This window comes from Nocardiopsis sp. EMB25 (assembly GCF_026797795.1).
GTDB classification, from domain to species: domain Bacteria; phylum Actinomycetota; class Actinomycetes; order Streptosporangiales; family Streptosporangiaceae; genus Nocardiopsis; species Nocardiopsis lucentensis.
This window is the reverse complement of the sequence record NZ_JAMTDN010000001.1, coordinates 1,080,192-1,106,429: the sequence shown is the minus strand read 5'-3', so window position 1 is coordinate 1,106,429 and position 26,238 is coordinate 1,080,192. Positions and strand designations below refer to the sequence as shown.

22 protein-coding genes and 1 riboswitch are annotated in these 26,238 nt (G+C 71.4%); of the genes, 8 read left to right on the top strand and 14 right to left on the bottom strand.

All coding sequences use genetic code 11. From position 1 onward, the window contains the following. Positions 1-36 precede the first annotated feature (36 nt). Together arc and KIK06_RS04785 are read right to left on the bottom strand one after the other, a co-directional pair. Entirely contained in the window at positions 37-1,806 is a 1,770-nt protein-coding gene (gene arc / locus KIK06_RS04790) for a proteasome ATPase (RefSeq protein WP_268642077.1), read from the bottom strand. A 333-nt stretch (positions 1,807-2,139) separates the two neighbouring features. Beyond that, positions 2,140-3,096 (bottom strand): tRNA (adenine-N1)-methyltransferase, encoded by a 957-nt coding sequence (locus KIK06_RS04785; RefSeq protein ID WP_268642076.1) that lies wholly within the window; start codon positions 3,094-3,096, stop codon positions 2,140-2,142. A gap of 191 nt (positions 3,097-3,287) precedes the next feature. Between KIK06_RS04785 and ppgK the strand changes: the two genes are divergently transcribed. Next, positions 3,288-4,052, top strand: a complete 765-nt coding sequence (ppgK, locus tag KIK06_RS04780) for a polyphosphate--glucose phosphotransferase (protein ID WP_268642075.1) — start codon at positions 3,288-3,290, stop codon at positions 4,050-4,052. Between the two features lie 52 nt (positions 4,053-4,104). On the opposite strand, the gene KIK06_RS04775 is transcribed toward ppgK, so the two are convergent. Beyond that, positions 4,105-4,515 carry a DUF2000 domain-containing protein gene (locus KIK06_RS04775; protein ID WP_017597425.1) on the bottom strand — a complete coding sequence of 137 codons (411 nt, stop codon included), beginning with the start codon at positions 4,513-4,515 and terminating at the stop codon, positions 4,105-4,107. A gap of 130 nt (positions 4,516-4,645) precedes the next feature. Between KIK06_RS04775 and KIK06_RS04770 the strand changes: the two genes are divergently transcribed. Beyond that, positions 4,646-5,638 (top strand): AraC family ligand binding domain-containing protein, encoded by a 993-nt coding sequence (locus KIK06_RS04770; protein ID WP_268642074.1) that lies wholly within the window; start codon positions 4,646-4,648, stop codon positions 5,636-5,638. A gap of 170 nt (positions 5,639-5,808) precedes the next feature. Here the strand turns inward: KIK06_RS04770 and KIK06_RS04765 are convergent, their stop codons facing one another. Continuing rightward, positions 5,809-6,021 carry a hypothetical protein gene (locus KIK06_RS04765; protein ID WP_338045317.1) on the bottom strand — a complete coding sequence of 71 codons (213 nt, stop codon included), beginning with the start codon at positions 6,019-6,021 and terminating at the stop codon, positions 5,809-5,811. A gap of 355 nt (positions 6,022-6,376) precedes the next feature. Between KIK06_RS04765 and KIK06_RS04760 the strand changes: the two genes are divergently transcribed. Both KIK06_RS04760 and KIK06_RS04755 read left to right on the top strand, forming a co-directional pair. Continuing rightward, a complete protein-coding gene (locus KIK06_RS04760) occupies positions 6,377-7,690 on the top strand; it encodes a helix-turn-helix domain-containing protein (RefSeq protein ID WP_268642072.1) in 1,314 nt (437 codons plus the stop codon). 31 nt (positions 7,691-7,721) lie between these two features. After that, entirely contained in the window at positions 7,722-8,195 is a 474-nt protein-coding gene (locus KIK06_RS04755) for a hypothetical protein (protein WP_017597421.1), read from the top strand. 332 nt (positions 8,196-8,527) lie between these two features. Here the strand turns inward: KIK06_RS04755 and KIK06_RS04750 are convergent, their stop codons facing one another. Beyond that, positions 8,528-9,682, bottom strand: a complete 1,155-nt coding sequence (locus KIK06_RS04750) for a site-2 protease family protein (RefSeq protein ID WP_083924066.1) — start codon at positions 9,680-9,682, stop codon at positions 8,528-8,530. 80 nt (positions 9,683-9,762) lie between these two features. Between KIK06_RS04750 and KIK06_RS04745 the strand changes: the two genes are divergently transcribed. The 4 genes from KIK06_RS04745 to KIK06_RS04730 all read left to right on the top strand — a co-directional run bounded on the left by KIK06_RS04745 (position 9,763) and on the right by KIK06_RS04730 (position 13,322). Continuing rightward, positions 9,763-10,566 carry a RecB family exonuclease gene (locus tag KIK06_RS04745; RefSeq protein WP_017597419.1) on the top strand — a complete coding sequence of 268 codons (804 nt, stop codon included), beginning with the start codon at positions 9,763-9,765 and terminating at the stop codon, positions 10,564-10,566. 53 nt (positions 10,567-10,619) lie between these two features. Next, on the top strand, positions 10,620-11,309 hold the full coding sequence (locus KIK06_RS04740) for a response regulator (protein WP_026127387.1): 690 nt from the start codon (positions 10,620-10,622) through the stop codon (positions 11,307-11,309). A gap of 187 nt (positions 11,310-11,496) precedes the next feature. Then, the gene (locus KIK06_RS04735) at positions 11,497-12,921 is read left to right on the top strand and encodes a threonine/serine ThrE exporter family protein (RefSeq protein WP_241479562.1); all 1,425 of its coding nucleotides are present in this window, start codon (positions 11,497-11,499) and stop codon (positions 12,919-12,921) included. A 197-nt stretch (positions 12,922-13,118) separates the two neighbouring features. After that, the gene (locus KIK06_RS04730) at positions 13,119-13,322 is read left to right on the top strand and encodes a DUF5999 family protein (RefSeq protein WP_017597416.1); all 204 of its coding nucleotides are present in this window, start codon (positions 13,119-13,121) and stop codon (positions 13,320-13,322) included. Positions 13,323-13,360: 38 nt separating this feature from the next. Here the strand turns inward: KIK06_RS04730 and KIK06_RS04725 are convergent, their stop codons facing one another. From KIK06_RS04725 to KIK06_RS04685, 9 genes are all read right to left on the bottom strand, one after another. Beyond that, the gene (locus tag KIK06_RS04725) at positions 13,361-14,653 is read right to left on the bottom strand and encodes a tetratricopeptide repeat protein (protein ID WP_268642071.1); all 1,293 of its coding nucleotides are present in this window, start codon (positions 14,651-14,653) and stop codon (positions 13,361-13,363) included. A gap of 243 nt (positions 14,654-14,896) precedes the next feature. Next, positions 14,897-17,701: an aminomethyl-transferring glycine dehydrogenase gene (gene gcvP, locus KIK06_RS04720; RefSeq protein WP_442789818.1), complete on the bottom strand. Its 2,805-nt coding sequence runs from the start codon at positions 17,699-17,701 to the stop codon at positions 14,897-14,899. A 200-nt stretch (positions 17,702-17,901) separates the two neighbouring features. Then, positions 17,902-17,990, bottom strand: a riboswitch (glycine riboswitch). Positions 17,991-18,397: 407 nt separating this feature from the next. After that, the gene (locus KIK06_RS04715) at positions 18,398-18,886 is read right to left on the bottom strand and encodes a MerR family transcriptional regulator (protein ID WP_268645851.1); all 489 of its coding nucleotides are present in this window, start codon (positions 18,884-18,886) and stop codon (positions 18,398-18,400) included. Positions 18,887-19,358: 472 nt separating this feature from the next. Next, positions 19,359-19,832 (bottom strand): bifunctional nuclease family protein, encoded by a 474-nt coding sequence (locus KIK06_RS04710; RefSeq protein ID WP_017597412.1) that lies wholly within the window; start codon positions 19,830-19,832, stop codon positions 19,359-19,361. Between the two features lie 309 nt (positions 19,833-20,141). Next, on the bottom strand, positions 20,142-20,687 hold the full coding sequence (locus KIK06_RS04705) for an FHA domain-containing protein (RefSeq protein WP_026127383.1): 546 nt from the start codon (positions 20,685-20,687) through the stop codon (positions 20,142-20,144). A gap of 605 nt (positions 20,688-21,292) precedes the next feature. Beyond that, positions 21,293-23,797, bottom strand: a complete 2,505-nt coding sequence (locus tag KIK06_RS04700) for a mannose-1-phosphate guanyltransferase (RefSeq protein ID WP_268645849.1) — start codon at positions 23,795-23,797, stop codon at positions 21,293-21,295. 304 nt (positions 23,798-24,101) lie between these two features. Next, complete coding sequence (locus KIK06_RS04695) at positions 24,102-24,827, bottom strand: CDP-alcohol phosphatidyltransferase family protein (protein ID WP_268642069.1); 726 nt, start codon at positions 24,825-24,827, stop codon at positions 24,102-24,104. A gap of 122 nt (positions 24,828-24,949) precedes the next feature. Further along, a complete protein-coding gene (locus KIK06_RS04690) occupies positions 24,950-25,909 on the bottom strand; it encodes an ArsA family ATPase (RefSeq protein ID WP_268642068.1) in 960 nt (319 codons plus the stop codon). After that, positions 25,906-26,220: a cory-CC-star protein gene (locus tag KIK06_RS04685; protein ID WP_017597407.1), complete on the bottom strand. Its 315-nt coding sequence runs from the start codon at positions 26,218-26,220 to the stop codon at positions 25,906-25,908. The genes KIK06_RS04690 and KIK06_RS04685 overlap by 4 nt, the downstream gene beginning before the upstream one ends. Positions 26,221-26,238: the final 18 nt, after the last annotated feature.

Here is a 26,238-nt window from a genome sequence, read left to right as displayed (position 1 = left end):
CCGGTCGGCCCCGCCACACGTCCCGCGGACGCGTCGTTACAGGTACTGGCCCGTGTTGGGCACCGTGTCGATGCTCCGACCCGAGTCCGCGCCCTTCTTCCCGGTCACCAGGGTGCGGATGTAGACGATCCGCTCACCCTTCTTACCGGAGATCCGAGCCCAGTCATCGGGGTTGGTCGTGTTGGGCAGGTCCTCGTTCTCGCTGAACTCGTCGACGCAGGCCTGCATCAGGTGCGACACCCGGATGCCCTTGGACTTGTTGTCGATGAAGTCCTTGATGGCCATCTTCTTGGCCCTGGAGACGATGTTCTCGATCATCGCGCCGGAGTTGAAGTCCTTGAAGTACAGGACCTCCTTGTCCCCGTTGGCGTAGGTGACCTCCAGGAACCGGTTCTCCTCACCCTCGGTGTACATCCGCTCCACGACCCGCTGGATCATCGCGTCCACCGTGGCCTTGGCCGAACCGCCGTGTTCGGCCATGTCCTCGTCGTGCAGCGGCAGGTCCGCGGTGATGTACTTGCCGAAGATGTCGCGGGCCGCCTCCGCGTCGGGCCGCTCGATCTTGATCTTGACGTCCAGTCGGCCGGGCCGCAGGATCGCCGGGTCGATCATGTCCTCGCGGTTGGAGGCGCCGATGACGATGACGTTCTCCAGCCCCTCGACACCGTCGATCTCACTCAGCAGCTGCGGCACGATCGTGTTCTCCACGTCGGAGGACACACCCGAACCACGCGTCCGGAAGATCGAGTCCATCTCGTCGAAGAACACGATCACCGGCGTGCCCTCGGAGGCCTTCTCCCGCGCACGCTGGAAGACCAGGCGGATGTGCCGCTCGGTCTCACCCACGTACTTGTTGAGCAGCTCCGGGCCCTTGATGTTGAGGAAGAAACTCTTGCCGACGTCGCGACCGGTCCGCTCGGCCACCTGTTTGGCCAGCGAGTTGGCCACCGCCTTGGCGATGAGCGTCTTACCGCATCCGGGCGGCCCGTACAGCAGCACGCCCTTGGGCGGCCGCAGCTGGTGCTCGTAGAACAGATCCTTGTACAGGTAGGGCAACTCGACCGCGTCGCGGATCATCTCGATCTGCCCCGACAACCCACCGATGTCGGTGTAGGCGATGTCCGGGACCTCCTCGAGGATGAGCTCCTCGACCTCCGACTTGGGGATCCGCTCGTACACGTACCCCGACCGCGGTTCCAGCAGCAGCGAGTCCCCCGGCCGCACCGGCTCGTCACGCAACGGGTCCGCCAGCCGGACGATTCGCTCCTCATCGTGGTGCGAGATCACCAGAGCCCGTTCGCCGTCATCCAACAGCTCCTTGAGCATGACGACCTCGCCGACGGTCTCGAAGGACTCCACCTCGACGACGTTGAACGCCTCGTTGAGCATGACCTCCTGGCCCGGGCGCAACGCGTCCAGGTCCACCGAGGGGCTCACGTTGACCCGCATCTTGCGGCCGTTGGTGAAGATCTCGACCGTCTCGTCCTCACGCGACCCCAGGTAGACGCCGAAACCGGACGGCGGCTGGGCCAACCGGTCGACCTCCTCCTTCAGAGCGACGATCTGCTCCCGGGCCTCCTTGAGTGTGGAGACGAGTCGTTCGTTCTGGCCATTGGCCGCGGCGAGGTTGGCCTGAGCCTCCCTCAACCGTTCCTCAAGCAGGCGTACATGTCGGGGCGAATCAGCGAGCTTACGCCGAACCACGCTGAGTTCCTTTTCCATGTAGGAGACCTGGGCCGTGAGTTCAGCGACTTCACGGTCCTGGTCGCTCTGACGCTCGTCGTCGCGCTCGGCCACGTCCGCCACCTCCCTATGAGAAGGACGACTACTCGGGAGCCTACCTACCCCTGCCCAATTCCTAACCTCCCACGTTCGGGGAGTGTCGAAGGCCTCATTTATCGACCTTGCGTATGACCAGGTCACAGTGGTAGCGGATGACCCGACGTAATGAGAAAGTAACCTCCGTGTCGACCGGAGACCACGACTTCACCAGCCCTTCGGAGGCTCCCGGCACACGCCGCAGGGGCCGCCGGACCCCCTCCACACGCGAACGGGCCCGCCCGCGCGCCCCCTGGACGCGCCGACGGGCCCGTGACGAACCCGGCGCCGCCCGGCCACCGCCGAACGGCGCCGCCGCGCTCAGTCCCGCGCCGGCTCCCCGGCCTCCCGCGTGTCGGCCGACCCCGCCGTGTCAGCGGACCCCGCCGCGGGCGCCCGCCCGGCCGCGCGGGCCGCCTCGTAGTCCTTGCCGTAGGCGCCCTTGGCCGGACGGCGGCGCCGCTCGGGCGCCTCCGCGCCGTCGGCCAGGCGCCGCGCCGTCACCAGGAACCCGGTGTGGCCGATCATCCGGTGGTCCGGACGCACCGCCAGACCCTCCACATGCCAGGTGCGCAGCATGGTCTCCCACGACCGCGGCTCGTAGAACCGGGCGTCCTCACGCAGCTCCTCCACCACCCGCGACAACTGCGTGGTGGTGGCCACGTAGCAGCACACCAGACCACCCGGGATCAGCGCCCCCGCCACCGCGTCCAGGCACTCCCACGGCGCCAACATGTCCAGGAAGACCCGGTCCACGTCCGTCTCGTCCAACGACTCGACCAGATCGCCGACGGTCAGCCGCCACGCCGGGTGCGGCCCGCCGTGGAAGCGTTCGACGTTCTTACGAGCGATCTCGGCGAAGTCGGCACGACGCTCGTAGGAGTGCACCATCCCGTGCTCACCGACCGCGCGCAGCAACCAGTTCGACATGGCGCCCGAACCGGCCCCGGCCTCCACCACACGGGCGCCCGGGAAGATGTCCGCCTCCACCAGCACCTGCGCGGCGTCCTTGGGGTAGACGATCGTCGCCCCGCGCTTCATCGACAGCGTGTAGTCGATCAGCAGCGGACGCAACGCCACGTACGCCGTACCGGTGTTGGAGCGCACCACACTGCCCTCGGGCCGCCCGATGAGGTCGGCGTGGTCGACCTTGCCCTTGTGCGAGTGGAAGGCGCCACCCTCGGTCAGCGTGATCGTGTGCATACGACCCTTGGGGTCGGTCAGCTGCACGGTGTCGCCGTCGGTGAAGGGGCCGCGGCGGCCATGGATACCGGTCAACGTCGCTCTCGTCTTCCCACGTCGCGTTTGGTCGGGCAGTCGCCCAGCGTATCGGCACCCCGGCACCGACCCGACCACGCCGAACCACGCCGCCGCCGGGGTTCCCCTGCGCGCCGGAAAGGACAGCATCTGCTTCACTGGTCCAGACCAGTGACCGCGCACGAACACGACACCACGAAAGACCACAGCACATGGCACAGCCGATCGGCTTGGGAATCGACATCGGCGGCAGCGGCATCAAGGGCGCACCCGTCGACCTGACGACGGGGGAGTTCACCGCCGAACGCCTGAAGTTCTCCACACCCGAGCACCACACACCAGAGCAGATGGCCGAAGTGGTGGGGCAGATCGCCGCCCACTTCCCCGAGGCCGCCGACGGGCCCCTCGGCGTCACCTTCCCCGGCATCGTCCAGAACGGCGTCATCCGCACCGCGGCCAACCTCGACGACGCCTGGATCGACACCGACGCCCGAGCCCTGTTCACCGAGGCCACGGGCCGCCCGGTCCGGGTCCTCAACGACGCCGACGCCGCCGCCGTCGCCGAGACCCGCTTCGGCGCCGCCAAGGACGTACCCGGCGTCGTCCTCCTCACCACACTGGGCACCGGGATCGGCACCGCCCTGGTGGTCGACGGCCGCCTGGTGCCCAACACCGAGTTCGGCCACCTCGAGGTCGACGGCCACGACGCCGAGACCCGCGCCTCCTCAGCCGCGCGCAAACGCGACGGTCTGACCTACGAGGAGTGGGCGCACCAGCGGCTCAACCGCTACTACCGGGTGGTCGAGGACCTGCTGTGGCCGGACCTCATCGTGGTCGGCGGCGGGGTGAGCCGCAAGGCCGACCGGTTCCTCCCCCTGCTGGACATCCGCACCCCCGCCGTCCCCGCCGCCCTGCTGAACACGGCGGGGATCGTCGGCGCCGCCCTGGCCGCCGCCGACGAGCACGACGCGTCCTGACCCTCCCCCGCCCCGGGCCGCGCGGCGCACCCGCACGGCCCGGGACACGCGGTCACGGATGCAACCGCAACCCCTTGACCACCTTGTCCACCGCCCGGCGGGGACCGTAGACGGCCACACCCACCAGATCCAGCCCCTCCGTGGGCACCGCGCGCACCGCCGCCCGGTTGTCGTCGTCGTTGCCCGTCTTGAACAACCCGTCCGTGTACAGGGCCGTGGCCAGGTCCCGCGAACGCGCCCGGTCGAGCGTGCGCGCCAACGCGGGGGAGTCGGCGGTGAAGACCATGACCGGCTCACGGAACATCGGCAGGTAGGTCCGTCCCGAGGCGTCCTCGTACGGCTCCCCCACCACCTCCCGGTGAGCGCCGGCGACCCCGCTGCTGAGGAACGCGGTCACGTTGAGCTTCTGCCACACGGCCAGGTCCTCCCGGACGGCCACGGCGATCTTGGTGTCGAAACGCATGCCCCGACCATCCCGGGCGGAGGGGGCGGCGGTCTTGAACGCTCGTGCGCGCCGCGAAGGGGCGGCCCGCAGACGGGCCACTCCCCGACAGAGGCCTACGGCGCGCGTGCCCCTGAGGAACAATGGACCCGTGAACGAGGACTGGACCCGCTACTGGCGTTCCCCCAACCGGCCGCTGGAGGCCATGCACGCCCACTTCACCAGCCACGCCTACCACCGCCACAGCCACGACACCTACTCCTTCGGCGTGACCGAATCAGGCCTGCAGGCCTTCCACTGCCGAGGCGGCGCGCACACCAGCACACCCGGGATGGTCCTCGCCCTCAACCCCGACGAGCCCCACGACGGACACGCGGGCGCCGAACCGGGATTCACCTACCGCATCATCCACATCGGCCCCGACCTGGTGCGCTCGGTGCTCTCCGACGCCACCGGCGCCCCCGGGGCGCTCCCCCTCTTTCCCAAACCCGTGGTGGACGCCCCAGACCTGGCCGCGACGCTACGCCGCCTCCACACCGTCCTCACCAGCGGCGCACCCCGCCTGGACACCGACGAGGCCCTCCACTCCGCCGTGCTCTCGATGGTTCGAGGCGGAGCAGCGACCCCGTCACCGACGACCCCGGTCTCCAGCCACGACGCCCGCCGGGTGGCCCGGCACGTCCGTTCGATCCTGCACGAACGCCTCACCGAGGACCTGGACTCCGACGACCTGGCCGACGCGGTCGGACGCAGCCGCCACACCGTCCACCGCGCCTTCCGCGCCGTGGAGGGCATGGCCCCCGGCGACTACCGACGCCAGCTCCGGCTCAGAAGGGCCCGGACGCTCATCACCGCCGGAGCGCCCCTGGCCGAAGCCGCCGCACACGCGGGCTTCGCCGACCAGAGCCACCTGACCCGGTGGTTCACCCGCTACTACGGCGTGACCCCCGGCGTCTACCGCGCCGCACGAGGACGCGTCGTCCGCACCGGCCCTGAGGGCGCGTCCCGCGAACACCTCCCCCGCCGCGCGACGAGCGGCGTCCACAGAAAGCGCCCCGACACCGACGACCAGCCGGTGCCCGGTCGACGACCAGGCACCGGAGCCGGGAAACTCAACTCACCGAAAGGGACGGAGGGGCGGTGAGCCGGGGGAGCGCCCCGGCCTTCTCAGGCCGTACGGGGCGAGCGGGCAGGGCAGGACAGAGCCCCGTGCAGAGGGAGACTGGGTTTCGGGGAAGCCCAGACCCCACCCGCTCACCGGGCGTGGACACGGCACACGCCCGCAAAAGCGCGGGGAACGACCCCCGCGCGTGTTCAGGGTTCGCCCACCGACGCCGCCAGCGCGCCCGCGATCCGCCGCGCGGCCTCGGAAGTACAGGTGACCGGCGAGAGCGGAACGCCCGCCAGCGCCGACGACACCCCCTCCTGGAGGGGCCAGCGCATCCACCACCACAGGCCGCCGCGATGCGGGCGCAGCAACGCGCGCTGCGGACGCGAGGCCGGACCCGCGTCAACGGAGCCGAACACCCCGTCCTCACGAACCTCCACCCCCCGCGAACGCAACTCCGCGGCCAACCCGCGCAAAGCACGACAGGCCGGGTCCACCCGACCGCCCGCCTCGGGTGTCGGAGCGACTCCGGCAGACCCGACGCACTCGGGTCCGACATCTCCCCCGCGCCCGTACGCGGCCAGACTCGGGCTACCCGCCGATGGGGTCTCAACGGTCACAGGGCCTCCCTCCCAGGTACTCCGGCGTCCACCGGCAACCCCTGCCACTCTGCCGTATCCGGAGAGTCACCGAGCGCGCCTATGCGTATCCCGCATGCCCCTTTCTTTCTCGCACATAGCCCCCGAGCACCACACGAATCCCTAACCTAGGCTCATGCCCCAACCAGACGGCGATCTCCCACCGGACCTGTGGACCCGACCGCGCATCGCGGCCGCACTGGCCACCTGCGACATGGCGACGGTCATCGAGGGCGTGCGCGAAGCACGCGGATGGTCACAGGGCGACCTCGCCCGCGCGGTCGACTACTCCCAAAGCTGGGTCTCACGCGTGATCAACGGCCAACAGGCCCTCACCGTCACCCAGGTCCAGGACCTCGCCCGCCGACTGGCGATCCCCCTGCACCTGATCCGCTTCACCGGCACCCCGCCACGGGACGGCCCCGCACCGAAGGGAGTGGACGGTACGAAACGCCGCGACTTCGGACGCGCGGTCGCCGCCAGCGCCCTCATCACGACCGTGCCCCACCCCCCGGTCCGCAACGGCGAGGAGCACGCCGTCAACGAGACCACCGCCCCCGCGCTGCGGTCGATCACCGGCGGACAGCGCCGCATGGACGCCACCTCCTCCGCCCGCCACCTCCTGCCCAGCGCGGTGGCGCACGTGCATCTGTCCGAGCACATGCTCACGAACTCGCGCGGTACACCCTTCTTCACCGAACTCAGCGCCGCCGCCAGCGAAGCCCGCGGATTCGCCGGATGGCTCCACGCCGACCAAGGCGACATGGGCTCCGCACGCATGCACTACCGCACCGCCGTCGTCCGCGCCCGCCAGGCGGGCATGCGCCTGCTCGACGTCTACATGCTCGGCTCACTCGCCGCCTTCGAGATCGACACCGCCGAAGACCCCGAACTCGGCCTCGGACTCGTCCGCGAAGCCGAACACGTCCTCGGACCCGCCGCACACCCCACCGCCCGCGCCTGGCTCAACTGCGTGGCCGCCCTCGCCCACGCGGGCACCGGCGACGCCCACGCCGCCGTCCACTCCCTCGGCCAGGCCGACCGCGAAGTCGCCCGCCCCGGCAACAGCGACCCGCCCTGGCCCTGGGTGTTCGCCTTCGACGAGGCCAAGGTCGCCGGCTACCGCGCCCTGGTCGGCGTACGCCTGCGCCAACCGCACAACGCCCGCGCCGCCTTCGCCGAAGCCTTCGGCCCCACCTCACCCAGCGCCAAACAGTCCGCCGTCCTCCAGGTCGAACTCGCCTCCGCCCACGCCGAGGCCGGAGACGTCGACGAGGCCTTCCGGCTCGCCCAGGACGCGCTCACCACAGGCGTGCGCTTCAACTCCGAACGCGTCATCGGCCGCGTCCGCTCCTTCCGACGCCGCTACCGGGGCCCCCACGCGAACTGCGTCGACGCCCTCGACGACCGACTCGCCTCACTCATGACCGACCTGTCCGCCACTGGGTAGATAGGCGCACAACGACCAGTAGGGAGGTTTCGTGATCCGCATCGGCATCACCGGACACCGCGCACTGCCCCCCGACGTCAGCGAACGCGTCGCCGACCTCATCACCACCCACCTGGAACCCCACGGCTGCACGATGACCGGGGTGTCCTGCCTGGCCGACGGCGCCGACACCCTCTTCGCCGAAGCCGTCATCGCCTCGGGCGCCCCCCTGGAGGTGATCGTCCCCGCCCGCGACTACCGTGCGGCCCTGCCCGCCGAACACCACAGCGCCTACGACCGTCTCCTCGGACAGGCCGTCCTCGTCCACACCCTCCCCAACGCCGCCTCCACCCCCCAGGCGCACATGGCGGCGGGCAGGGCGCTGGTCGACCGCTGCGACCAACTCATCGCCGTCTGGGACGGCCAACCCGCCCGCGGCCCCGGAGGCACGGCCGACGTCGTCGCCTACGCCCGCGAACGCTTCCGCCCCGTGTCCGTCCTGTGGCCCCAGGGCGCCCACCGCTAGGCCATGCCCGTTGCGGGCCCGCCGCTTCGTCTCCGCGCGGCGCCGCCCACTCCGTCGCCCGCCACCGCCCTCAGCGGACGCCTGCGGCACGGCCCCCTCCACCAGAACCCCGCCGGCGCCCGAACCGTGTTCGCTCTGGGCCTTCCGTGTCGCTTCGGCCCGTGTCCGAGCGCCCCGAGGGCAGGGATCCCTCCTCCCCCGCCGCGCCTGTCACCCGTTCCCCACCAGCGGCGCACCCCGCCGTACAGAACCCCGCGGCGCCCGGACGCCGAACCCCCGCGGGTGGCCGCCCCGAAGGACAGGACCCACGGCCCCAGCCCCCGGCCGAAACCTCAGTCGTCACCCGTCATCGCCGCGTTGACGTCCACGGACCGCAACACCCCGAACACGCCCCCGTCCTCACCCACCACCAGGTACTCGGGCAACGGATGACTCGTCAAAACGCCGAGGAGCTCCTCACCCTCCAACTCCGCCGACACCACCGAATGCCGCGTCAGCGCCCGCGACACACTCGACACCGGCACCCACGCCCGGCGCCCCTCCCCGATCGCCTCGGCAGCCGCCGGATGCACGACCGACACCGGAACACCCCCGGCATCCACCACCACGATCGCCTCAGCGCCCGACTCCCCCGCCCGACGCTCGGCCTCCGCCAGCGGCGTGTCCGCCACCACCGTCACCGCGGGCCGCGCCAACCCCCGCGCCCGCAGCCCCGGAACCCGCTCACGCACCCGGGCACTCGACAGCGCCTCCGTCGACCCCATCCACATGAAACCGCCCAACACCAGGCCCCACACGATCGCCCACGGGCTGGGCCGCCCGCCAGCCGACCACGCGAACAGGAACGGCAGGGCCACGACCACCAGGGCCAGCACCCGGCCGCCCCACGCCGCCACCACACTGCCCGTGAACGCCCGCCCCGTCACCTTCCACACGCCCGCCCTCAGCAGCCGCCCACCGTCCAACGGCAGCCCCGGCAACAGGTTGAACACCCCCACCAACAGGTTCGCCACCCACAGCTGGAACAGCAGCTCCCCCGTCACACTGAACGGATCGGCCACCGACGCCAACACATACGCCCCCGCCGCCAACACCAGCGACAACAGCGGCCCGGCGAAAGCGATCCAGAACTCCCGCCCCGGCGTGGGCGCCTCACGCTCGATCTCCGAGACCCCGCCCAACACGTACAACACGATGCGCCGCACGGGCAGCCCGAACCCCCGGGCCACCACCGAATGCGCCAACTCGTGCACCAACACCGAGGCGTACAACAGGATCGCGAACACGAACGCCAACAGGTACGCCGTCGGGCCCAACGCCAACCGGTTCTGCACGATCCCGCCGTAGACCAGCGTGATCAACACCGCCACGATCACCCACGAGGAGGTCACGTACACCGGGATACCGAAGGGACGGCCGAGCAGGAGCCCCGGCCTCGTCGAACGCCCGCCGGATCCGGGCCTGGAATCGTCACTGCCATTGGTCACGCACCCAGACTAGGCGTACCGGCCGCGGAGGTCGCTCACACCCGCCCCAAGGCCCCCGCCCCTCTCATAGGCTCGATCCCATGACCACCGCGCCGCTCCCATCCGCCCTCTCCCCCTCGCGAGCCTCCGACTTCCTCCAGTGCCCGCTGCTGTTCCGGTTCCGGACCATCGACAAACTCCCCGAGCCCCCCAGTTCCGCGGCCCTGCGCGGCACCCTGGTCCACGCCTGCCTGGAACGCCTCTACGAGCTCCCCGCCGAGACCCGCACCCCCCGCACCGCCGTCGGCCTCGTCGACCCCCAGTGGGAACAGCTGCGCACCAAACGGCCCGAGGTCGAGGACCTCTTCGCCGACGACACCGAACGCGACGCCTGGCTGGAGTCCGCCCGCGCACTCGTCACCCGTTACTTCGACCTGGAGAACCCCACCACCCTCGAACCCCGCGACCGCGAGATGCGCCTGGACGTCGCCCTGCCCACCGGCCTACGCCTGCGCGGCTACGTCGACCGCCTCGACGTCGCCCCGGGCGGACAGATCAGGATCGTCGACTACAAGACCGGCAAGTCACCCCACCCCCGCTTCGAGGACAAGGCCCGCTTCCAGATCTTCTTCTACGCCGTCATGATCTGGCGCGACCTCGGCGTCGTCCCCGCCCGACTCCAGCTCGTCTACCTCGGCGGCGACGGCGCCGTCCGCTGGTACGACCCCACCGAGGACGAACTCCGCGCCGCCGAGGCGGAGATCGGCCACATCTGGGAGCGGATCGAGGAGGCCGGACGCACCGGCGTGTGGCAACCCAAGCGCAGCAAACTCTGCGGCTGGTGCGAACACCAGGCGATCTGCCCCGAGTTCGGCGGAACCCCACCACCCCTGCCCACCCGCTAGGCGGTAGTCGCCTCGGGCACCGCCATCACCCCGTCTAAGGCACAATCAAGCCCGTGCCCGTCTCAGTGCTGCTCGTCGACGACCAACCGCTCGTGCGCTCCGGCTTCCGGATGATCCTGGAATCCGCCGGCCACCTCTCCGTCGTGGGTGAGGCCTCCGACGGCCGCGAGGCCGTCGACGCCACCCGCCGGCTCCTCCCCGACGTCGTCCTCATGGACGTGCGCATGCCCGGTATGGACGGCATCGAGGCCACCGGCCGGATCACCGAGTGGGCCGGACGGCACGGACACGGCGTGCGCGTCCTGGCCCTGACCACCTTCGACCTCGACGAGTACGCCGTCGGCGTCCTGCGCGCGGGCGCCGCCGGATTCCTGCTCAAGGACGCCCCGCCCGCCGAACTCCTCGCGGCCGTCGACGTCGTGGCCGACGGCGGTGCCGTCATCACCCCCACCGTCCTCGACCGGCTCCTGCGCCGCTGGGCGCCCCACCTTCCCACCGCCCCCGGCACCACACCCGCCCCCGACGACCCCCTCACCGCCCGCGAACACGAGGTCCTGCGCCTGGTCGCCCGCGGCTGGTCCAACGCCGAGATCGCCGCCCACCTGTTCCTGGGCGAGACCACCGTGAAGTCCCACGTACGCAACCTCCTCACCAAACTGGGGCTGCGCGACCGCGTCCAGGCGGTCGTCCACGCCTACGAGACCGGCCTGGTCCGCCCCGGAGAACCCGAACCACCCCGCTGAGCACCGGCGGGACGCGGCGCGTCGCTGTCAGCGGCCCCCGCGTCCTGGAAGGATGATCCGGTGACCGACCTCACCGGCGCGCACCATCCGACCAGGCGAACCCCGAACCGCACGACGGCGTCTCCTGTGCGTTGGAACGACACGCCGGCCACGACGGGACCAGGCGGAACGCGAGGGGAGGACTGACATGCCCAGCAAACGAGAGCGGCCCGTGGCACCCAGTGAGGACCGCCTGCTGAGCAGGATGCGCGACTGGCGGGCGGCCCACGAGCGTGAGCTCACCCCCGACGGCCTGGATGAGGAGGACCAGCTCCCCGACGCACGGGCCATCGACACCGTGCTGCGCGTCGGCGAGCTCATGCTCGCCAGCGGCGAGGGCACCGAGGCCGTCAGCGAGGCCATGCTCAGCCTGTCCGTCGCCTTCGACCTGCCACGAGCGGAGGTGTCGGTCACCTTCACCACGATCACCCTCTCCACCCACCCCGGAGGCGACCAGCCGCCCGTCACCGGTGAACGCGTCGTCCGCCGGCGCACCCTCGACTACTTCCGCGTCGGCGAACTGCACACCCTCGTGCAGGAGGCCGCGCTCGGCCTGCTGGACCTGGAGGAGGCCGCCACCCGCCTCGACCGGATCCGCCGCGCCCGCATGCCCTACCCCAACTGGATGATCGCGGTCGGCTTCGGCCTCATCGCCTCCAGCGCCAGTGTGATGATGGGCGGCGGCGTCATCGTGGCGGCCGCGGCCTTCCTCGCCACCGTCCTGGGCGACCGCACCGCCGTCTTCCTGGCCCGGCGCGGCGTCGCCGAGTTCTACCAGATGGCGGCCGCCGCCGTGGTGGCCGCCACCATCGGCCTCGGGCTCTTGTGGATCAGCTCCGAGATGGACCTCGGCCTCCAGGCCAGCGCCATCATCACCGGGAACATCATGGCCCTGCTCCCCGGACGTCCCCTGGTGTCCAGCCTCCAGGACGGAATCAGCGGCTTCTACGTGTCCGCGGCCGCCCGGCTCCTGGAGACCTTCTTCATCCTGGGCGCGATCGTGTCCGGCGTGGCCGCGGTCGCCTACACCGCCATCCGCCTGGGCGTACACGTCAACCTCGACTCACTGCCCTCGGCGGGCACCTCCCTGGAGGTCCCGGTGCTCCTCGGCGCCGCGGGGATCGCGATGGCCTTCGCGATCTCCCTGGCGGTCCCACCACAGCTGCTCCCCCCGATCGGCGTCCTGGGCGTGCTGATCTGGGTGATCTACGCCGGTCTGCGCGCCACCCTGGAGGTCCCCCCGGTCGTGGGCACCGTCGCGGGCGCGATCGCCGTGGGCGTCTTCGGCCACTGGCTCGCCCGGCGTACCCGCAGACCGGTCCTGCCCTACCTCATCCCCTCCATCGCCCCCCTGCTGCCCGGCAGCATCCTGTACCGGGGGCTGATCCAGATCACCCAGGGGACGGTGGTCTCGGGACTGCTCAGCATCGTCGAGGCGGTCATGGTCGGCCTCGCCCTGGGCGCCGGGGTCAACCTCGGCGGCGAACTCGTCCGAGCCTTCCAGCACGGCGGTCTGGCCGGAGCGGGCATGCGTGGCCGCCCCGCGGCCCGCAGGACGCGCGGAGGGTACTGAGCGATGTGCGCCACCCCGGCGGCGCGCCCGCACCGAATCTGTCCACAGTCGGCCAGAACTTCCACGCCACCAGCGGGTATCTCACAGTCAGAGCACAGAGGCGAGAAGGTTTCGCCTCAAACCGCAGCAACATGTGATGTCAGCCACTACTCTTGGCGTCAGCTCAACGCCGAGCGTTCTGGACCGAAAGGCCTTCCATGTTCACGTGCAGCCACGAACCCGCCTGCCCGTCCTACGAGGACACCGACCGTGAGGCGGCGCGAGTGATCGCCAGCCACCCCGAGCAGGGGTGGAGCCTGCTCTGCAACGGTGTCGTCCTGTTCGAGGACACCGGAGAGCTGCTGCCCGGCGGCCAGTCCGTCGCCCCGCACCGCCCCGATGTCGTCCACGTGGCGGCCTGACCCCGGAAACTCCCGCCCCGGGGCTCTCGCCGGCCCGTTCAGAAACCGTCGCCCGGCCCGTGCTCCGGCCACCCCTCGGGCAGCGGGTCCTCCCCCATCGCCTCGTGCAGTCGACGCCGGAAGTCGGCGTGCACATCGGCCCCCCACACCGTGTCACCCGGCGTACGCAGGGCCTGCTCCATGACGGTCCGCAGTGCGGAGGGGCGGGCCTCGCCCTCCACCAGGGGGACGGCGAGCAGCGCGTGCATCCGGGTCACGACCGCGAACAGCTCCCCCGCCAGCACCGGTGTGCTGGAGGTGACCGCCGCCTCCTCCAGATAGGGTTCCCACCACGGGAGCGCCGCGACCCCGTTCGCGTCCTCCTCGGGGGCGGACGCGAACCCCCGCCGCGTACGGCGGCGCACCTGCTCGGCGGCCTCGGGGTCACGGGCCGCCAGGCCGGACCGCCAGACGCGCTCGGCCGCGTCCGGTTCCCCGCGCAGGGCGAGCAGCCCCGCCAAAAGTTCGACGGCGGCGCCGGAGGTCGCCGGCTCCGTCCGCGCGGCCCCGTCGGCGTCCGGCTCCGGAGCGACCACCGATCCCAGATCGGCGATGGCGTGCTCCAGGTGGGCCGCGGCGCGCAGCAGCCGCAGCTCCGGGGTGTCGGCGACCGCCAGCCCTCGTTCCACCGCGGCCTTGGCGGCTTCAGGCCGCCCCCGCTCCAGCAGCCGTCCGGCCAGGTCGCGCGCGGCCTCGACGACGGTGTCCGAGTGCAGGGGGCCCAGCGACCCCGGGTCGGCCGGAAGGTCGAGCGCGGCCTCCCAGTGCGCCTCGGCCCGGTCGGTCTCGCCCCGTTCCTCGGCGTCACGGGCCAGACCGTAGTGGGCGACGGCGGTGTAGGCGGGCCCGCCCAGCTCCAACAGGCGCCGCCAGACGCGTGCGGCCTCCTCCCACGCGCCCTCCTGTTCCAGGGACAGGGCCAGGTGGTAGGCGGCGCGCGGGGCGTGGCGGGTGTCGCCCGTGGCCAGGGCACGGCGTGCGGCGTCGCGGGCGGCGGGCAGATCGCCCCGCTGGTCCTCCACCACGGCCAGGCCGAGGAGGGCGCGGGCCTGCACGGCGGGCGGCGGATTGGCGGCCACGGCCTGTTGGTAGAGCTTGGCGGCCTGTTTGAGGTGACCGTTCTCCGCGAGGTCTCGGGCCTGCTCGCACAGGCCTGGGGCGTCGTGCGCGGAGGGGGCGTCCGTCGCCTGGGCGTCGGCCGGGTCGACGGCGAGAGGGTCCTGCGGCCGGGGGCCGTCCACCGGGGGTTCGTCGGGACCGGGGTGTGCGGGGGAACCGGACGTGGTGGTCATGCGGGGTCCGCTTTCCATGGGGGCGTCGGTGGTCACTCGGCGGGGTGGGCACCATCGGTGTCGCCGCCACTGTAACGCGCGGGATGGGCGGCCCGGACGGAACCGAACGCCGGAGCGGCCGGGGTTTCGAGCTTCTCCTCCTTTCGCGTGGCACCACTGGGCGCCACCTTTACGGCGTAGATTTCCGACATGTCCGAAAAAGGGCGCCGACACGGAGTCGGCGCCCCCTGGCTCGGGCCAGGATCAGAGCTCGAACGCCTCCGGCGGCGGGCAGGAGCAGACCAGGTTGCGGTCGCCGTAGGCCTGGTCGATCCGACCGACCGGCGGCCAGTACTTGTCCTGGCGCAGCGACGGCAGCGGGTAGGCCGCCTCCGACCGGCTGTAGCCGCGCTCCCACGTGTCGGCGGTCAACGCCTCGGCGGTGTGCGGGGCGCCCCGCAGCGGGTTGTCATCGGCGCCCCACTCCCCCGAAGCCACGCGGTCGATCTCCCCGCGGATGGCGATCATCGCCTCCACGAACCGCTCCAGCTCGGCGAGGTTCTCGCTCTCGGTGGGCTCCACCATCAGGGTGCCCGCCACCGGGAACGACATCGTCGGCGCGTGGAACCCGTAGTCCATGAGCCGCTTGGCGACGTCCTCGTTGCTGATCCCGCTGGTCCTCTGGAGCGGGCGGATGTCGATGATGCACTCGTGCGCCACCAGGCCGTTGGCACCGGTGTAGAGCACCGGGTAATGCGACTCCAGGCGCTTGGCCAGGTAGTTCGCCGACAGCACCGCGGTCTCGGTGGCCGCGCGCAGACCGTCCTCCCCCATCATCCTGATGTAGGCCCAGGAGATCGGCAGGATGCCCGCCGACCCGAACGGCGCGGCCGAGACCGGGCCCACCCCCGTGTGCGGCCCCGCCTCGGGCTGTCCCGGGTGGTTGGGCAGGAAACCGGCCAGGTGGGAGCGGACCGCGACCGGACCGACGCCGGGACCGCCGCCGCCGTGCGGGATGCAGAAGGTCTTGTGCAGGTTCAGGTGGCTGACGTCGGCCCCGAACTCACCGGGCTTGGCCCAGCCCAGCAGCGCGTTGAGGTTGGCCCCGTCCACGTACACCTGGCCGCCCGCCTCGTGGACCAGGCGGCACACCTCGGTGACGGTGTCCTCGTACACGCCGTGGGTGGAGGGGTAGGTGACCATGATGGCCGCCAGGTCCTCGGCGTGCTTCTCGGTCTTGGCGCGCAGGTCGTCCAGGTCGATGTTGCCATGGGAGTCGCAGGTCACGACGGCCACACGCATCCCGGCCATGACGGCGCTGGCGGCGTTGGTGCCGTGTGCGGAGCTGGGGATGAGGCACACGTCGCGGTGGGCCTCGCCCCGGGAGCGGTGGTAGCCGCGGATCGCCAGCAGACCGGCGAGCTCACCCTGGGACCCGGCGTTGGGCTGGAGGGAGACCGCGTCGTAGCCGGTCACCTCGGCCAGCCAGGCCTCCAGGTCGCGGACCAGCGCCACACTGCCCGACGCCTGGTCCAGCGGCGCGAAGGGGTGTAGGCGCGCGAACTCGGGCCAGGTGACGGCCTCCATCTCGGCGGTGGCGTTGAGCTTCATGGTGCACGAGCCCAGCGGGATCATCGTGCGGTCCAGAGCCAGGTCGCGGTCGGACAGGCGGCGCATGTAGCGCAGCAGGGAGGTCTCGCTGCGGTGGGTGTTGAACACCTGGTGGGTGAGGTAGTCCACCCCCCGGCGCAGGTCGGAGGGCACCCGGTCGGCGCTCTCGTCGACGGCCAGCCCGGCGCGGGAGGAGCCGCGCTCGAACTCGCCGAAGGCTTCCAGCACCCTTTCCAGGTCGGCCGGGGTGGTGGTCTCGTCCACCGAGACGCCGACCGTGGTCTGGTCGACGGCCAGGAGGTTGTACCCGGCCGCCAGGGCGCGCTCGACGACGGCGGCGGAGCTGGGCACGCGCACGCGCAGGGTGTCGAAGAAGGCGCCGTGCACGACCTCGAAGCCGCGCTCGGTGAGGCCGTCGGCGAGCGCGGCGGCGCGGGTGTGCACCTGGCGGGCGATGGCGCGCAGACCGTCGGGCCCGTGGTAGACGGCGTACATCCCGGCCATGACGGCGAGCAGCACCTGGGCGGTGCAGATGTTGCTCGTGGCCTTCTCCCGCCGGATGTGCTGCTCGCGGGTCTGGAGTGCGAGTCGGTAGGCGGGGCGGCCCGACTCGTCCACCGAGACACCGACCAGGCGGCCGGGCAGCTGGCGGCGCAGCTTCTCACCGACCGCCATGTACCCGGCGTGCGGACCGCCGAAGCCGAGGGGGACGCCGAAGCGCTGGGTGGAACCCACCGCGATGTCGGCGCCCAGGTCACCGGGGCTGCGCAGCAGGGTGAGCGCGAGGATGTCGGCCGCAACGACCGCGAGCGCGCCCCGCTCGTGGGCGGCGGCGACGATCTCGCCCGGGTCGCGCACGACACCGCTGGCGGCCGGGTACTGCACCAGGACGCCGAAGGCGTCACCGTCGGGCAGGCCCCGGGACAGGTCGGCGACGACGACCTCGATGCCCAGGGGCTCGGCGCGGGTGCGCAGCACGTCGAGGGTCTGGGGGAAGACGTCGGAGTCGACGACGAAGACGTCCGCCTTGCTCTTGGAGGCGCGCCGGGCCAGCGTCATGGCCTCGGCGGCGGCCGTGGCCTCGTCCAGCAGGGAGGCGCCGGAGACGGGCAGGCCGGTCAGGTCGCAGACCATGGTCTGGAAGTTGAGCAGGGCCTCCAGGCGGCCCTGGGAGATCTCGGGCTGGTAGGGCGTGTAGGCCGTGTACCAGGCCGGGTTCTCCATGATGTTGCGCAGGATGACCGGCGGCGTGACGGTGTCGTAGTACCCCAGGCCGATCAGCGAGGTGCGCACCTGGTTGCGGTCGGCCAGGTCGCGCAGCTCGGCGAGGGCCTCGGCCTCACCGAGCGCCTCGGGCAGGTCGAGCGGCGCGCTGCGACCCGGACCGGTGAGGATGGACTCGGGGACGGCGGCGGCCATGAGCTCGGCGGTGGAGCCGTAGCCGACGGTCTTGAGCATCTCCGCGGTTTCGGCGGGGGTGGGCCCGATGTGGCGGTCGGCGAAGACCCGCGCGGGGGTGCCGGGCGTGTGCGGCGTCGGGTCTGGCGTGGACTGGTCAGGCACGGAGACCTCCTGATGACAGGGCCGAGCGGGTCGGCGCGTTCCTCACGGTCTCCCCCTCTGTCACCGGGCATGACGCGGCCCGGCTTCAGAGCGGCCTCCTCCACGCGGTCCGTGGTGCCTGAGAGGTTACTGGGGAGTATTGCCCCGTCGGCGCCCCTGTCGGGGTCTCTCCCGCGTGGTATTGACGGCCTGTTGACGCTGTGTGTGAATGTACGGACAGGGCGAATGTCGGTTTTCATCCCTGCTGTGACCAAACGGTACTCGATAGCCGCGCCGGGAGCCGAGCCAGGGTCTCGCGTGTCCGGCGGCCCCCACTGGACCCCCGGTCCACAGGCCCCTCAACCGCAGGTGTTCCCGACCGCCCGGCGAAGGCGAACACGGCCGGTTCGAACGGGAGCCACCGGTCGGTGAGTACGAGGGCGCCCCCGACCACGACGGACCGGCCGATCCCGTCGGCAGCCCCACGGCCCCTCCGCCCGGCTCGCGTTCCCCGTCGCGCAGCCCGTTCCGTGCCACGCGTCCCCCACGACCCGGATGCCTCGCCGCGGGTCCGACGTCCGTGGCGCGAGTCCGGTTCCGCCGCGGGGCCGCTCAGCCCGTGCGGCGCTCCCGGCGGCGGCGCGCCAGCTCATCCACCGGCTGCGGCGGGGCGGTGGGCAGGTCGGCGCGCTCCTCGGCCGGGACCACGCCCAGCGCCTCCTCCAGTTCGCGCCACACGTTGCCCAGGGCCAGTCCGAACATGCCCTGCCCGCGCTGCATGAGGTCGACGACCTCGTCGGGCGAGGTGCACTCGTAGACACTGACGCCGTCGCTCATCAGCGTGATGCTGGCCAGATCGGGGGCGGGCCTGCCACGCAGATGATCGACGGCGTTGCGAATCTGTTGGAGGGAGATCCCCGTGTCCAGAAGGCGCTTGGCGACCTTCAGCAACAGGATGTCGGGGAGGCTGTACAGGGGGGCGTTGTTGGCTCCGGCGCGCACACTCGGTTCGACCAGGCCGGTTCTGGCCCAGTAGTCGAGCTGACGGTAGGTGATCCCTGCGGCGGTACACGCCGCTGGGCCCCTGTACCCGACGTCCATCGGCAGCGCCACCACGTCCTCTTCGCACAGTAGGCCCTGCTGCCCCGCTAGCCGCAGCGCGGACCGCCTGTCATGGGTCTCCCGCTTGCCGCCCGCTACCGCCACGCCGACCTCCGGCTCCTCGTCCCACGGCGGTGTCGACAGGGGATGTCCACTCAGGGAAAGGGTGCGCCGCGGGTTCCACTGCACCGACCGTAGGACGACCGACCGACAGCGTCAACGAAGGCACGCGGCGCGTCGCCAAGTGCGCGCGTCGCGCGGGCCCCGGATCCGCACCGGGTCCGACCCGAGGGCGCCCCAAGGCCCCGGCCGTGGCCACCACAGTCCCCCTCCCCTGACCCGATAACCCAATCTATCAGTGACGACCGCGACGAACCCGCAGGTCACAGCCGTGTTTTCGCGTGGGCGTCCTACCCGGGCACACGTCAAGGACACGGCGGGGGCCACCCCGCCGCGCGACTCCCGGGAGACGCTACTCGGCGCGCCGGCCGAAATCCTCGGGCGAGATGTTGTCCAGGAACTCCCGGAACGCCTCGACCTGGTCCTCCTGCTCGTCGGGGATCGGCATCCCGGCCTCGTCGATCACGTCCTCGTGGGCGTAGATCGGCGTGCCGGTCCGCAGTGCGAGCGCGATCGAGTCGGAAGGCCGCGCGCTGACCTCCACACCGTTGCTGAACACCAGTTCGGCGTAGAAGATCCCGTCGCTCAGACCGGTGATGTTCACCGTCTGCAGCCCGGTGTCGAGTGCCTCCAGCACATCCCGGAACAGGTCGTGGGTCAGCGGCCGTGCGGGCGCCACCCCCTGCTGCGCGAGTGCGATCGCCGTGGCCTCCACCCCGCCGATCCAAATGGGGAGGTAGCGGTCTCCGTCGGATTCCTTGAGCAGGACAATCGGCTGGTTCGAGGGCATCTCAACCCGGACGCCGACGACCTCCATGTGCTTCACAGCGGCTCCGTCCCACGAGTCGTCATGCCGGATGGGCGCTCGTCCCTGCTCCCCCGTTGGATCAGGACCCGAGGGCGAAATCGGCACCCTTCGTTACAAAGCTGTCCGGAGGCGGGGGCCCGCAAACCTGCTCGGCCCTCCCGCCATCGCCTTGGTGGCCGCTTCGCGGGGGGAGGCTACCACCCTCGACCGGGAGTCTCCGGCGCCAGCCCCACCCCCACCGTCTCCCGCTCCGCGGAAAGGTGAGGCCACCGCCCTCGACCGAGGGTCTCCGGCTCCAGCCCCACCTCCCCGTGGCCACCGTGCCGGTCAGCGGCGCGGTTTGGTCAGCAAGACCATGCGGAACTTGCCGATCTGGATCTCGTCCCCGCCGCCCAGGGCGGCCTCGTCGACGGGTTCGCGGTTCACATAGGTACCGTTCAGGCTCCCCACGTCCCGGACTCCGAAACCGTCGCCGCGGCGGAAGAACTCGACGTGCCTGCGTGAAACGGTCACGTCGTCGAGGAAGATATCGCTGTTGGGATGACGCCCCGCGGTCGTCACGTCGCTGTCCAACAGGAACCGGCTTCCGGCGTTGGGGCCGCGCTTGACCACGAGCAGCGCCGTGCCCGAAGGAAGGGAATCGGCGTTGGCCGGGTCGTCGGCCGCCAACTCGTCACCGGCCGACTCCTCCTCCTCGAGGGCCTGGATCCCGGAGATCGAGATGGTGGACGTGACATCGCCGGCGGAGTCCCCACGCGCACCAGGTTGTGGGGTCTGCTGCTGGGGCCTGCGGACGGGGGTCCCACAGTAGGAGCAGAAACGGGCATCATCCGCAACGGCGTGACCGCACTGCGTGCAGTAAACGCTCGACATAGGTCGGCTCGGCCTCCTACCGCACGGGGCGGTGCTTGATTCGGCTGATCGGTGACACGTCCCGGGCACCGTACGGGTTGCTCACCCGCACACCGCCCGGAGCGTGGCGAGACAGCCCGCTGTCAGGCAGCGGTGCGCCTCACACGGTCGGTCGCTTGGTCTCATCCCCCATGTTGTACTCCTTGTCACCCCCGGCCCGGCTCCGCCGTCGCTGGGGTACCCGCCCGGTGGTGACGCGGTGCGTCAGGGAACACTCGACTTTAAACCATATCCCTGTCCAGGAAGGGTTTTGCTCCACCTCGGCCTGCCGTGGGCGCCCGGACCCGCCCGCGGCGGAGGGGACGACGGACCCGACACCTGAGGCACCGTCTCCGCCGATGCCCGCCCCCGTCGAGATGGACACCTGCTCTGGTGCAGATGCCGTGCGGGGCGGATTGGTTCGCAGCTGAGCCAAACGGATTCGCGGGAACTTTCCACCACCGCGATGACCTGCCGTTATGTCCAGTTTAACGGGAACTCTCGCGCTGGGGTGGGAAAGGTGTCCCCTGACTGAACGCGCCATGCGGGTGGGGGCGAAGCTTCGCCCCCACCCGCATGGCAGCAGGTCAGCCCTCGGCCCGTTCCACGACGGCCGCCCACTCGTCCAGCAGGCGGTGCGCGGTGTCGGGGTCGGGACCTTCGGCCCAAAGATGGGTCACGGCCTCGGCGGTGTCGGGCAGGACGAGCGCCCAACTGCCGTCGGCTTCCAGGACCCGGACCCCGTCGGTGGTGTCCAGCTCCCGGTCTCCGGCGGCCTCCACCACGGCCCGCATGACGCTGCCCTTGACCGCCCAGGGGGTGGGCACCGAGCGGCGGAGCAGGTGCGCCTGCGGAATGGCGCGGTCGATCTGGCCCACGGAGCGCCGGGTGCGCGCCACCAGGCCCAGCAGCCGCACGAAGGCGGCGATGCCGTCGCTGGTGGGGCTGAACTCGGGGATGACGAACCCGCCACGGCCGTCCCCGGCGAAGACGATCTCCTCCTCACCCGACCTGACCGCCTTGGTCAGCTCGTCGGTGGCCGTGGCCGTCCACCGCACCGAGACCCCGTGCGCGCTGGCCACCCGCTCGGCCACCCGGGTGGTGGTGACCGGCAGCGCCACCGTGCCGCCGCCGCGCTCGGCGGCGACCAGGTCCAGCACGACCAGCAGCGCCCGGTCGCCGTCGACCAGCTCACCGTTCTCGTCCACGATGGCCAGCCGCTCGGCCACCGGATCGAACCGGACACCGAAGTCGGCCCCGGAGCTGGCCACGAGTTCGCCCAGCCGCTCCAGGTCGCGCATCCGCTTGGCCGCGGTGTCGGTCGGCGAGGCCTCGTCCAGCCGGTTGTTCACCGTGAGCACGTCCACCCCGATCCGCCCCAGCAGGGACGGCAGGATGAGCGACCCCGTCCCGCCCGCGCAGTCGACCACGACCTTGAGCTCGGCCTCGGCCACACCGCTGGTGTCCACGGCGCGCAGCAGGTCGTGCGAGTAGTTCTCCACGCCGCGCGAGGGGAAGGTCAGCTCGCCGATCTCCCCGGGGAAGGCCCGACGGTACTCCGCCCGGGAGAAGACCCGGTCCAGCTTGCGCTGCGAGGCCGGCGACAGGTCGGCGCCCTGGCCGTCGAGGAAGAGGATGTCCACCGATTCCGGGTCCCCGGGGCTCGTGCGCAGGTGGATGCCGCCGCTGACCCCGCTCTGGGACGTGTGGAAGCGCGCCACCGGAAGCGGCACGACCTCCAGGTCGCGCACGTCGATCGCGGCCGCCGTCAGCGCGCTGATCACCGCACGTTTGAGAGTGCGCGCGGCCCGCGAGACGTCGCGGGAGGTGGTGACGATCGCGCCCTTCTTCAGCGTGGTCGCGTAGGCGTTGGCCAGCCGCACCGCCAGTTCGGGGGTGATCTCGACGTTGATGAGGCCGGAGACCCCGCGCGGCCCGAACAGCGAGCGCTGCCCGCGCGACTCCCACACGACGTTGCTGCTGACCACCGCACCGGCCTCGATGGTCTTGAAGGGGTAGACCTTGACGTCGTTGTGCACGTAGGCCTCGGACTCGATGACGCAGTCCTCGCCCACGACCGCGCCCTCCTCGATCCGGGCGGCGGCCATGACGTCGGTGTTCTTCCCGATCACGGTGCCGCGCAGGTTGGCGCCGCGCCCGATGAACACGTTGTCGTGCAGGACCGTTCGGTGGCAGAAGGCGTCGGAGCGCACCACGGCGTTGCTGCCGACGACGGTGTACTCGCGCAGCTCCGCCCCGGCTTCGACCTTGGCGTAGTCACCGATGTACAGCGGGCCCTTGAGGACGGCGTTCGGGTCGACCTGCGCGCCCTCTCCGACCCACACGCCCGGCGACACCTCGAAACCGTCGATGTCCACGGCGACGCGGCCCGAGAGCACGTCGGCCTGGGCGCTGAGGTAGCTCTCGTGGGTGCCGACGTCCTCCCAGTAGCCGTCGGCGACGTACCCGTAGAGGGGCTCGCCCTCCTTGAGTAGTTCGGGGAAGACGTCACCGGACCAGTCCACGACCTCGCCGTCGGCGACGCGCTCGAGGACCTCAGGCTCCATGATGTAGATGCCGGTGTTGACGGTGTCGGAGAAGACCTGGCCCCACGTGGGTTTCTCCAGGAACCGCTGGATACGGCCCTGCTCGTCCACGATGATGATCCCGAACTCCAGAGGGTTGGGGACCCGTTTGAGGGCGATGGTGACCTTGGCTCCGCGCTCCTTGTGGAAGCGCACCATGTCGGTGAGGTCGATGTCGGTCAGCGCGTCGCCGGAGATGACGATGAACGGTTCGCCGCGCAGGTACTCCTCGGCGTTCTTGACGCTGCCCGCGGTTCCGAGGGGGACCTCCTCGGCGACGTAGTGGAGCTTCATTCCCAGCTCCTCACCGTCCCCGAAGTGGTTGCGGATGAGGGTGGCCAGGAACTGGACGGTCACCACCGTCTCGGTGAAGCCGTGTTTGCGCAGCAGCCGGAGGACGTGCTCCATGATGGGCTTGTTGACCACCGGCAGGAGGGGTTTGGGCTGGTTGGCCGTCATGGGGCGCAGGCGGGTGCCCTCGCCGCCCGCCATCACGACCGCCTTCATCGGGGGCGTGGCCGGGACATCGGCGCCGTCACCGCTGTGGGCGGGGCCGTTCTGGGCGCTGGTGTCGGTCATCGCCGGGACCTCCGTACAGCGGTGCCGTCGGAGGTCGCGGCGCGGGGGTGGGAGCGCGCGTCGTCGCACGCGGTGGGACATGTTCTCATGGCGGAGATGACACTCCCTCTCGATCCGACAGGATTCGCGGTGAGCCGTTCCGCCGGTCGTGTTCGGGCCGGGCCCGGAGCCTGGTCCGGCCCCGACCCGTGGTGCGTCCGTTCGCCCTCGGATTCCGCTCCGGGTTCCTCCGTCAGCGGTCGCCTGGTCGGTCGGATCGGGTCGATCCGTGCTGCGGCCGCGCTGGGTCGCTGTCCTCGGTACCCGTCCGGCCACCGGTGTGATCAGCGCGTTCGTCGCGGCGGGTCTGGGCGATCAGGCGCAGTCCCTGTACGGCATAAAGCAGTCCGGCCCACCAATAAAGAGCAGTTCCCCAGAGTGCGAACGCCCAACCTATAATCCGCGCCACATCTGAGACAATCGACGTGTGCCCCGCGATAAACAGCAGCGGGAACGCGTACAACAGGCACAACGTGGCGGCCTTGCCCGCGAAGTTCACCGGCAGCGGGCCGTATCCGAAATGCCGCAGCAGCGGCAGCGCGCCGAGGATGAGGACGTCGCGCAGCACCAGGATGCCCATCAGCCACCACGGGATGATGCCCCGGATGACGAGGCCGAGCAGGGCGGCGAAGATGTAGAGCCGGTCGGCGAGCGGGTCGAGCACCGTCCCCAGCCGCGAGGTCTGGTTCCAGGCGCGGGCGATCTTGCCGTCCAGCCAGTCGCTGAGCCCGGCGAAGGCGAGCACCAGCAGGGCCCACCAGTCGGCCTGCGGTCCCAGCACCAGCCACAGGAAGACCGGCACGCCCAGCAGCCGGAGCATGCTCAACAGGTTCGGGACCGTCCAGATCCGGTCACTGACCACCGGTCCGGCCACGTCGCCCCCCGCCTCGCCTCTGCCGTCTTCCCCGGATCGCCCCATAGCGCCAACGATAGCGGTCGGTGGGGACGTTTCCCGCCATCACGGCCGCCACCTGGTGTGACGTGCCTTGCGGGGGTCGGCGGCGGTGGGTGGTGGGCCGACCGCGACCGAGCACGGACGCCTCACCGCGCCGGGACCGCGTCCAGGAACGGCACGAGCCGACGCAGGCGCTCCGGTCCGGTCGGTTCGCCGTCCTGCAGGGGTACCCGCACCACGCCCAGGTGCGCGAACCGCTCCTGGGTCAGGGTGAGGGCCCGCGCGCCGTCGGGGCCCGCCGCGCCGTCCGGCGGGATCTGGTTGACGATGACGGGGGCGAGCCGGAAGCCGGCTTCGGAGAGTTGGTCGACGGCGCGCCCGGTCTCGGCGAGCACCATGCGGCGGGGCAGGGTGACCAGGGTGACGACGGCGTCCTCGCGCAGCCGGGCGGCGGCCCGCTCCAACCGGTGGCGCCGTGCGTGCAGCCGCTCCAGCAGGGGGTCGTCGGCCTCGTCCCCGCCGCTGCCGACGACGTCGGCCAGGGCCTCGGCCCGGCGGGCGCGCTCGCGTTGGCGGGTCAGGCCCCTCACCCACGGGGTCAACAGTGTGGGCAGGTGGAGCAGGCGCAGGAGATGGCCGGTCGGGGCGCTGTCCACGACCAGGTGGTCCCACCGGTCGCCGACCTCCTCCATACGGTCGACGAGGAGGTCGGCCAGGGCGGACTCGGCCATGCCGGGGCTGGCGCCCGCCTGCTCCAGGTGTCGGTGCACGGCGGGCATGACCTCGCGGGGGACGGCGCGGCGCGCGTCCTCGGCCACGTGGGCGATGCGGCGGCGCACGGCGGCGTCGGCGTCGGGTTCGGCCGCCCACAGGCCGGGCGCGATCGGCGTGGGTTCGTCGGACAGCGGCCTCTCCAGGGCGTCGCCCAGGGAGTGGGCCGGGTCGGTGGACACCACCAGGACCCGGCGGCCGGCGTCGGCCAGGGCCAGGGCGTGCGCGGCGGCCAGGGTGGTCTTGCCGACGCCGCCCTTGCCGCCGACGAAGGTGATCGGCGCGGCGGGAGAAAACGGGGCGGTGACTCCGTCGGGCGTGGTCGGGGTGGTCAACAGCATCCTCCGGGGGCGCCGAAGTCGTCGCGGCCCAGACGCTGGTGCCACTCGTGCAGGTCGGCGACCATGTACGGGATCAGGTCGAGGGTCTCGTAGGCGACGGGGTTGTCCACGCCCAGGGTCTCCAGCATGAGCAGGGCCCGCAGGGTGTCCTGCTGGGTGCGGGCCTCGCGCTCACGGGCGTGCCCCCACCGCGCCTCGAACACCGCCTGGTGGAAGGCCTCGAAGCGGCGCCAGGAGGAGACGGCGCGCCGCCAGGCCCGACCCAGGGGGCCGGACCCGGCGGCGGTGGCGGGTGCGGTGCTCACGAGGGGGAGTCCGCCCGG

Coding starts and splice junctions, on each gene's coding strand:
- KIK06_RS04735 (WP_241479562.1), top strand. CDS start 11,497: ATGCCCAGCAAACGAGAGCGGCCCGTGGCACCCAGTGAGGACCGCCTG.
- KIK06_RS04760 (WP_268642072.1), top strand. CDS start 6,377: ATGCCCCAACCAGACGGCGATCTCCCACCGGACCTGTGGACCCGACCG.
- KIK06_RS04700 (WP_268645849.1), bottom strand. CDS start 23,797: ATGAAGGCGGTCGTGATGGCGGGCGGCGAGGGCACCCGCCTGCGCCCC.
- KIK06_RS04725 (WP_268642071.1), bottom strand. CDS start 14,653: ATGACCACCACGTCCGGTTCCCCCGCACACCCCGGTCCCGACGAACCC.
- KIK06_RS04745 (WP_017597419.1), top strand. CDS start 9,763: ATGACCACCGCGCCGCTCCCATCCGCCCTCTCCCCCTCGCGAGCCTCC.
- KIK06_RS04715 (WP_268645851.1), bottom strand. CDS start 18,886: ATGGACGTCGGGTACAGGGGCCCAGCGGCGTGTACCGCCGCAGGGATC.
- KIK06_RS04705 (WP_026127383.1), bottom strand. CDS start 20,687: ATGTCGAGCGTTTACTGCACGCAGTGCGGTCACGCCGTTGCGGATGAT.
- ppgK (WP_268642075.1), top strand. CDS start 3,288: ATGGCACAGCCGATCGGCTTGGGAATCGACATCGGCGGCAGCGGCATC.
- KIK06_RS04730 (WP_017597416.1), top strand. CDS start 13,119: ATGTTCACGTGCAGCCACGAACCCGCCTGCCCGTCCTACGAGGACACC.
- gcvP (WP_442789818.1), bottom strand. CDS start 17,701: ATGCTCAAGACCGTCGGCTACGGCTCCACCGCCGAGCTCATGGCCGCC.
- KIK06_RS04695 (WP_268642069.1), bottom strand. CDS start 24,827: ATGGGGCGATCCGGGGAAGACGGCAGAGGCGAGGCGGGGGGCGACGTG.
- KIK06_RS04775 (WP_017597425.1), bottom strand. CDS start 4,515: ATGCGTTTCGACACCAAGATCGCCGTGGCCGTCCGGGAGGACCTGGCC.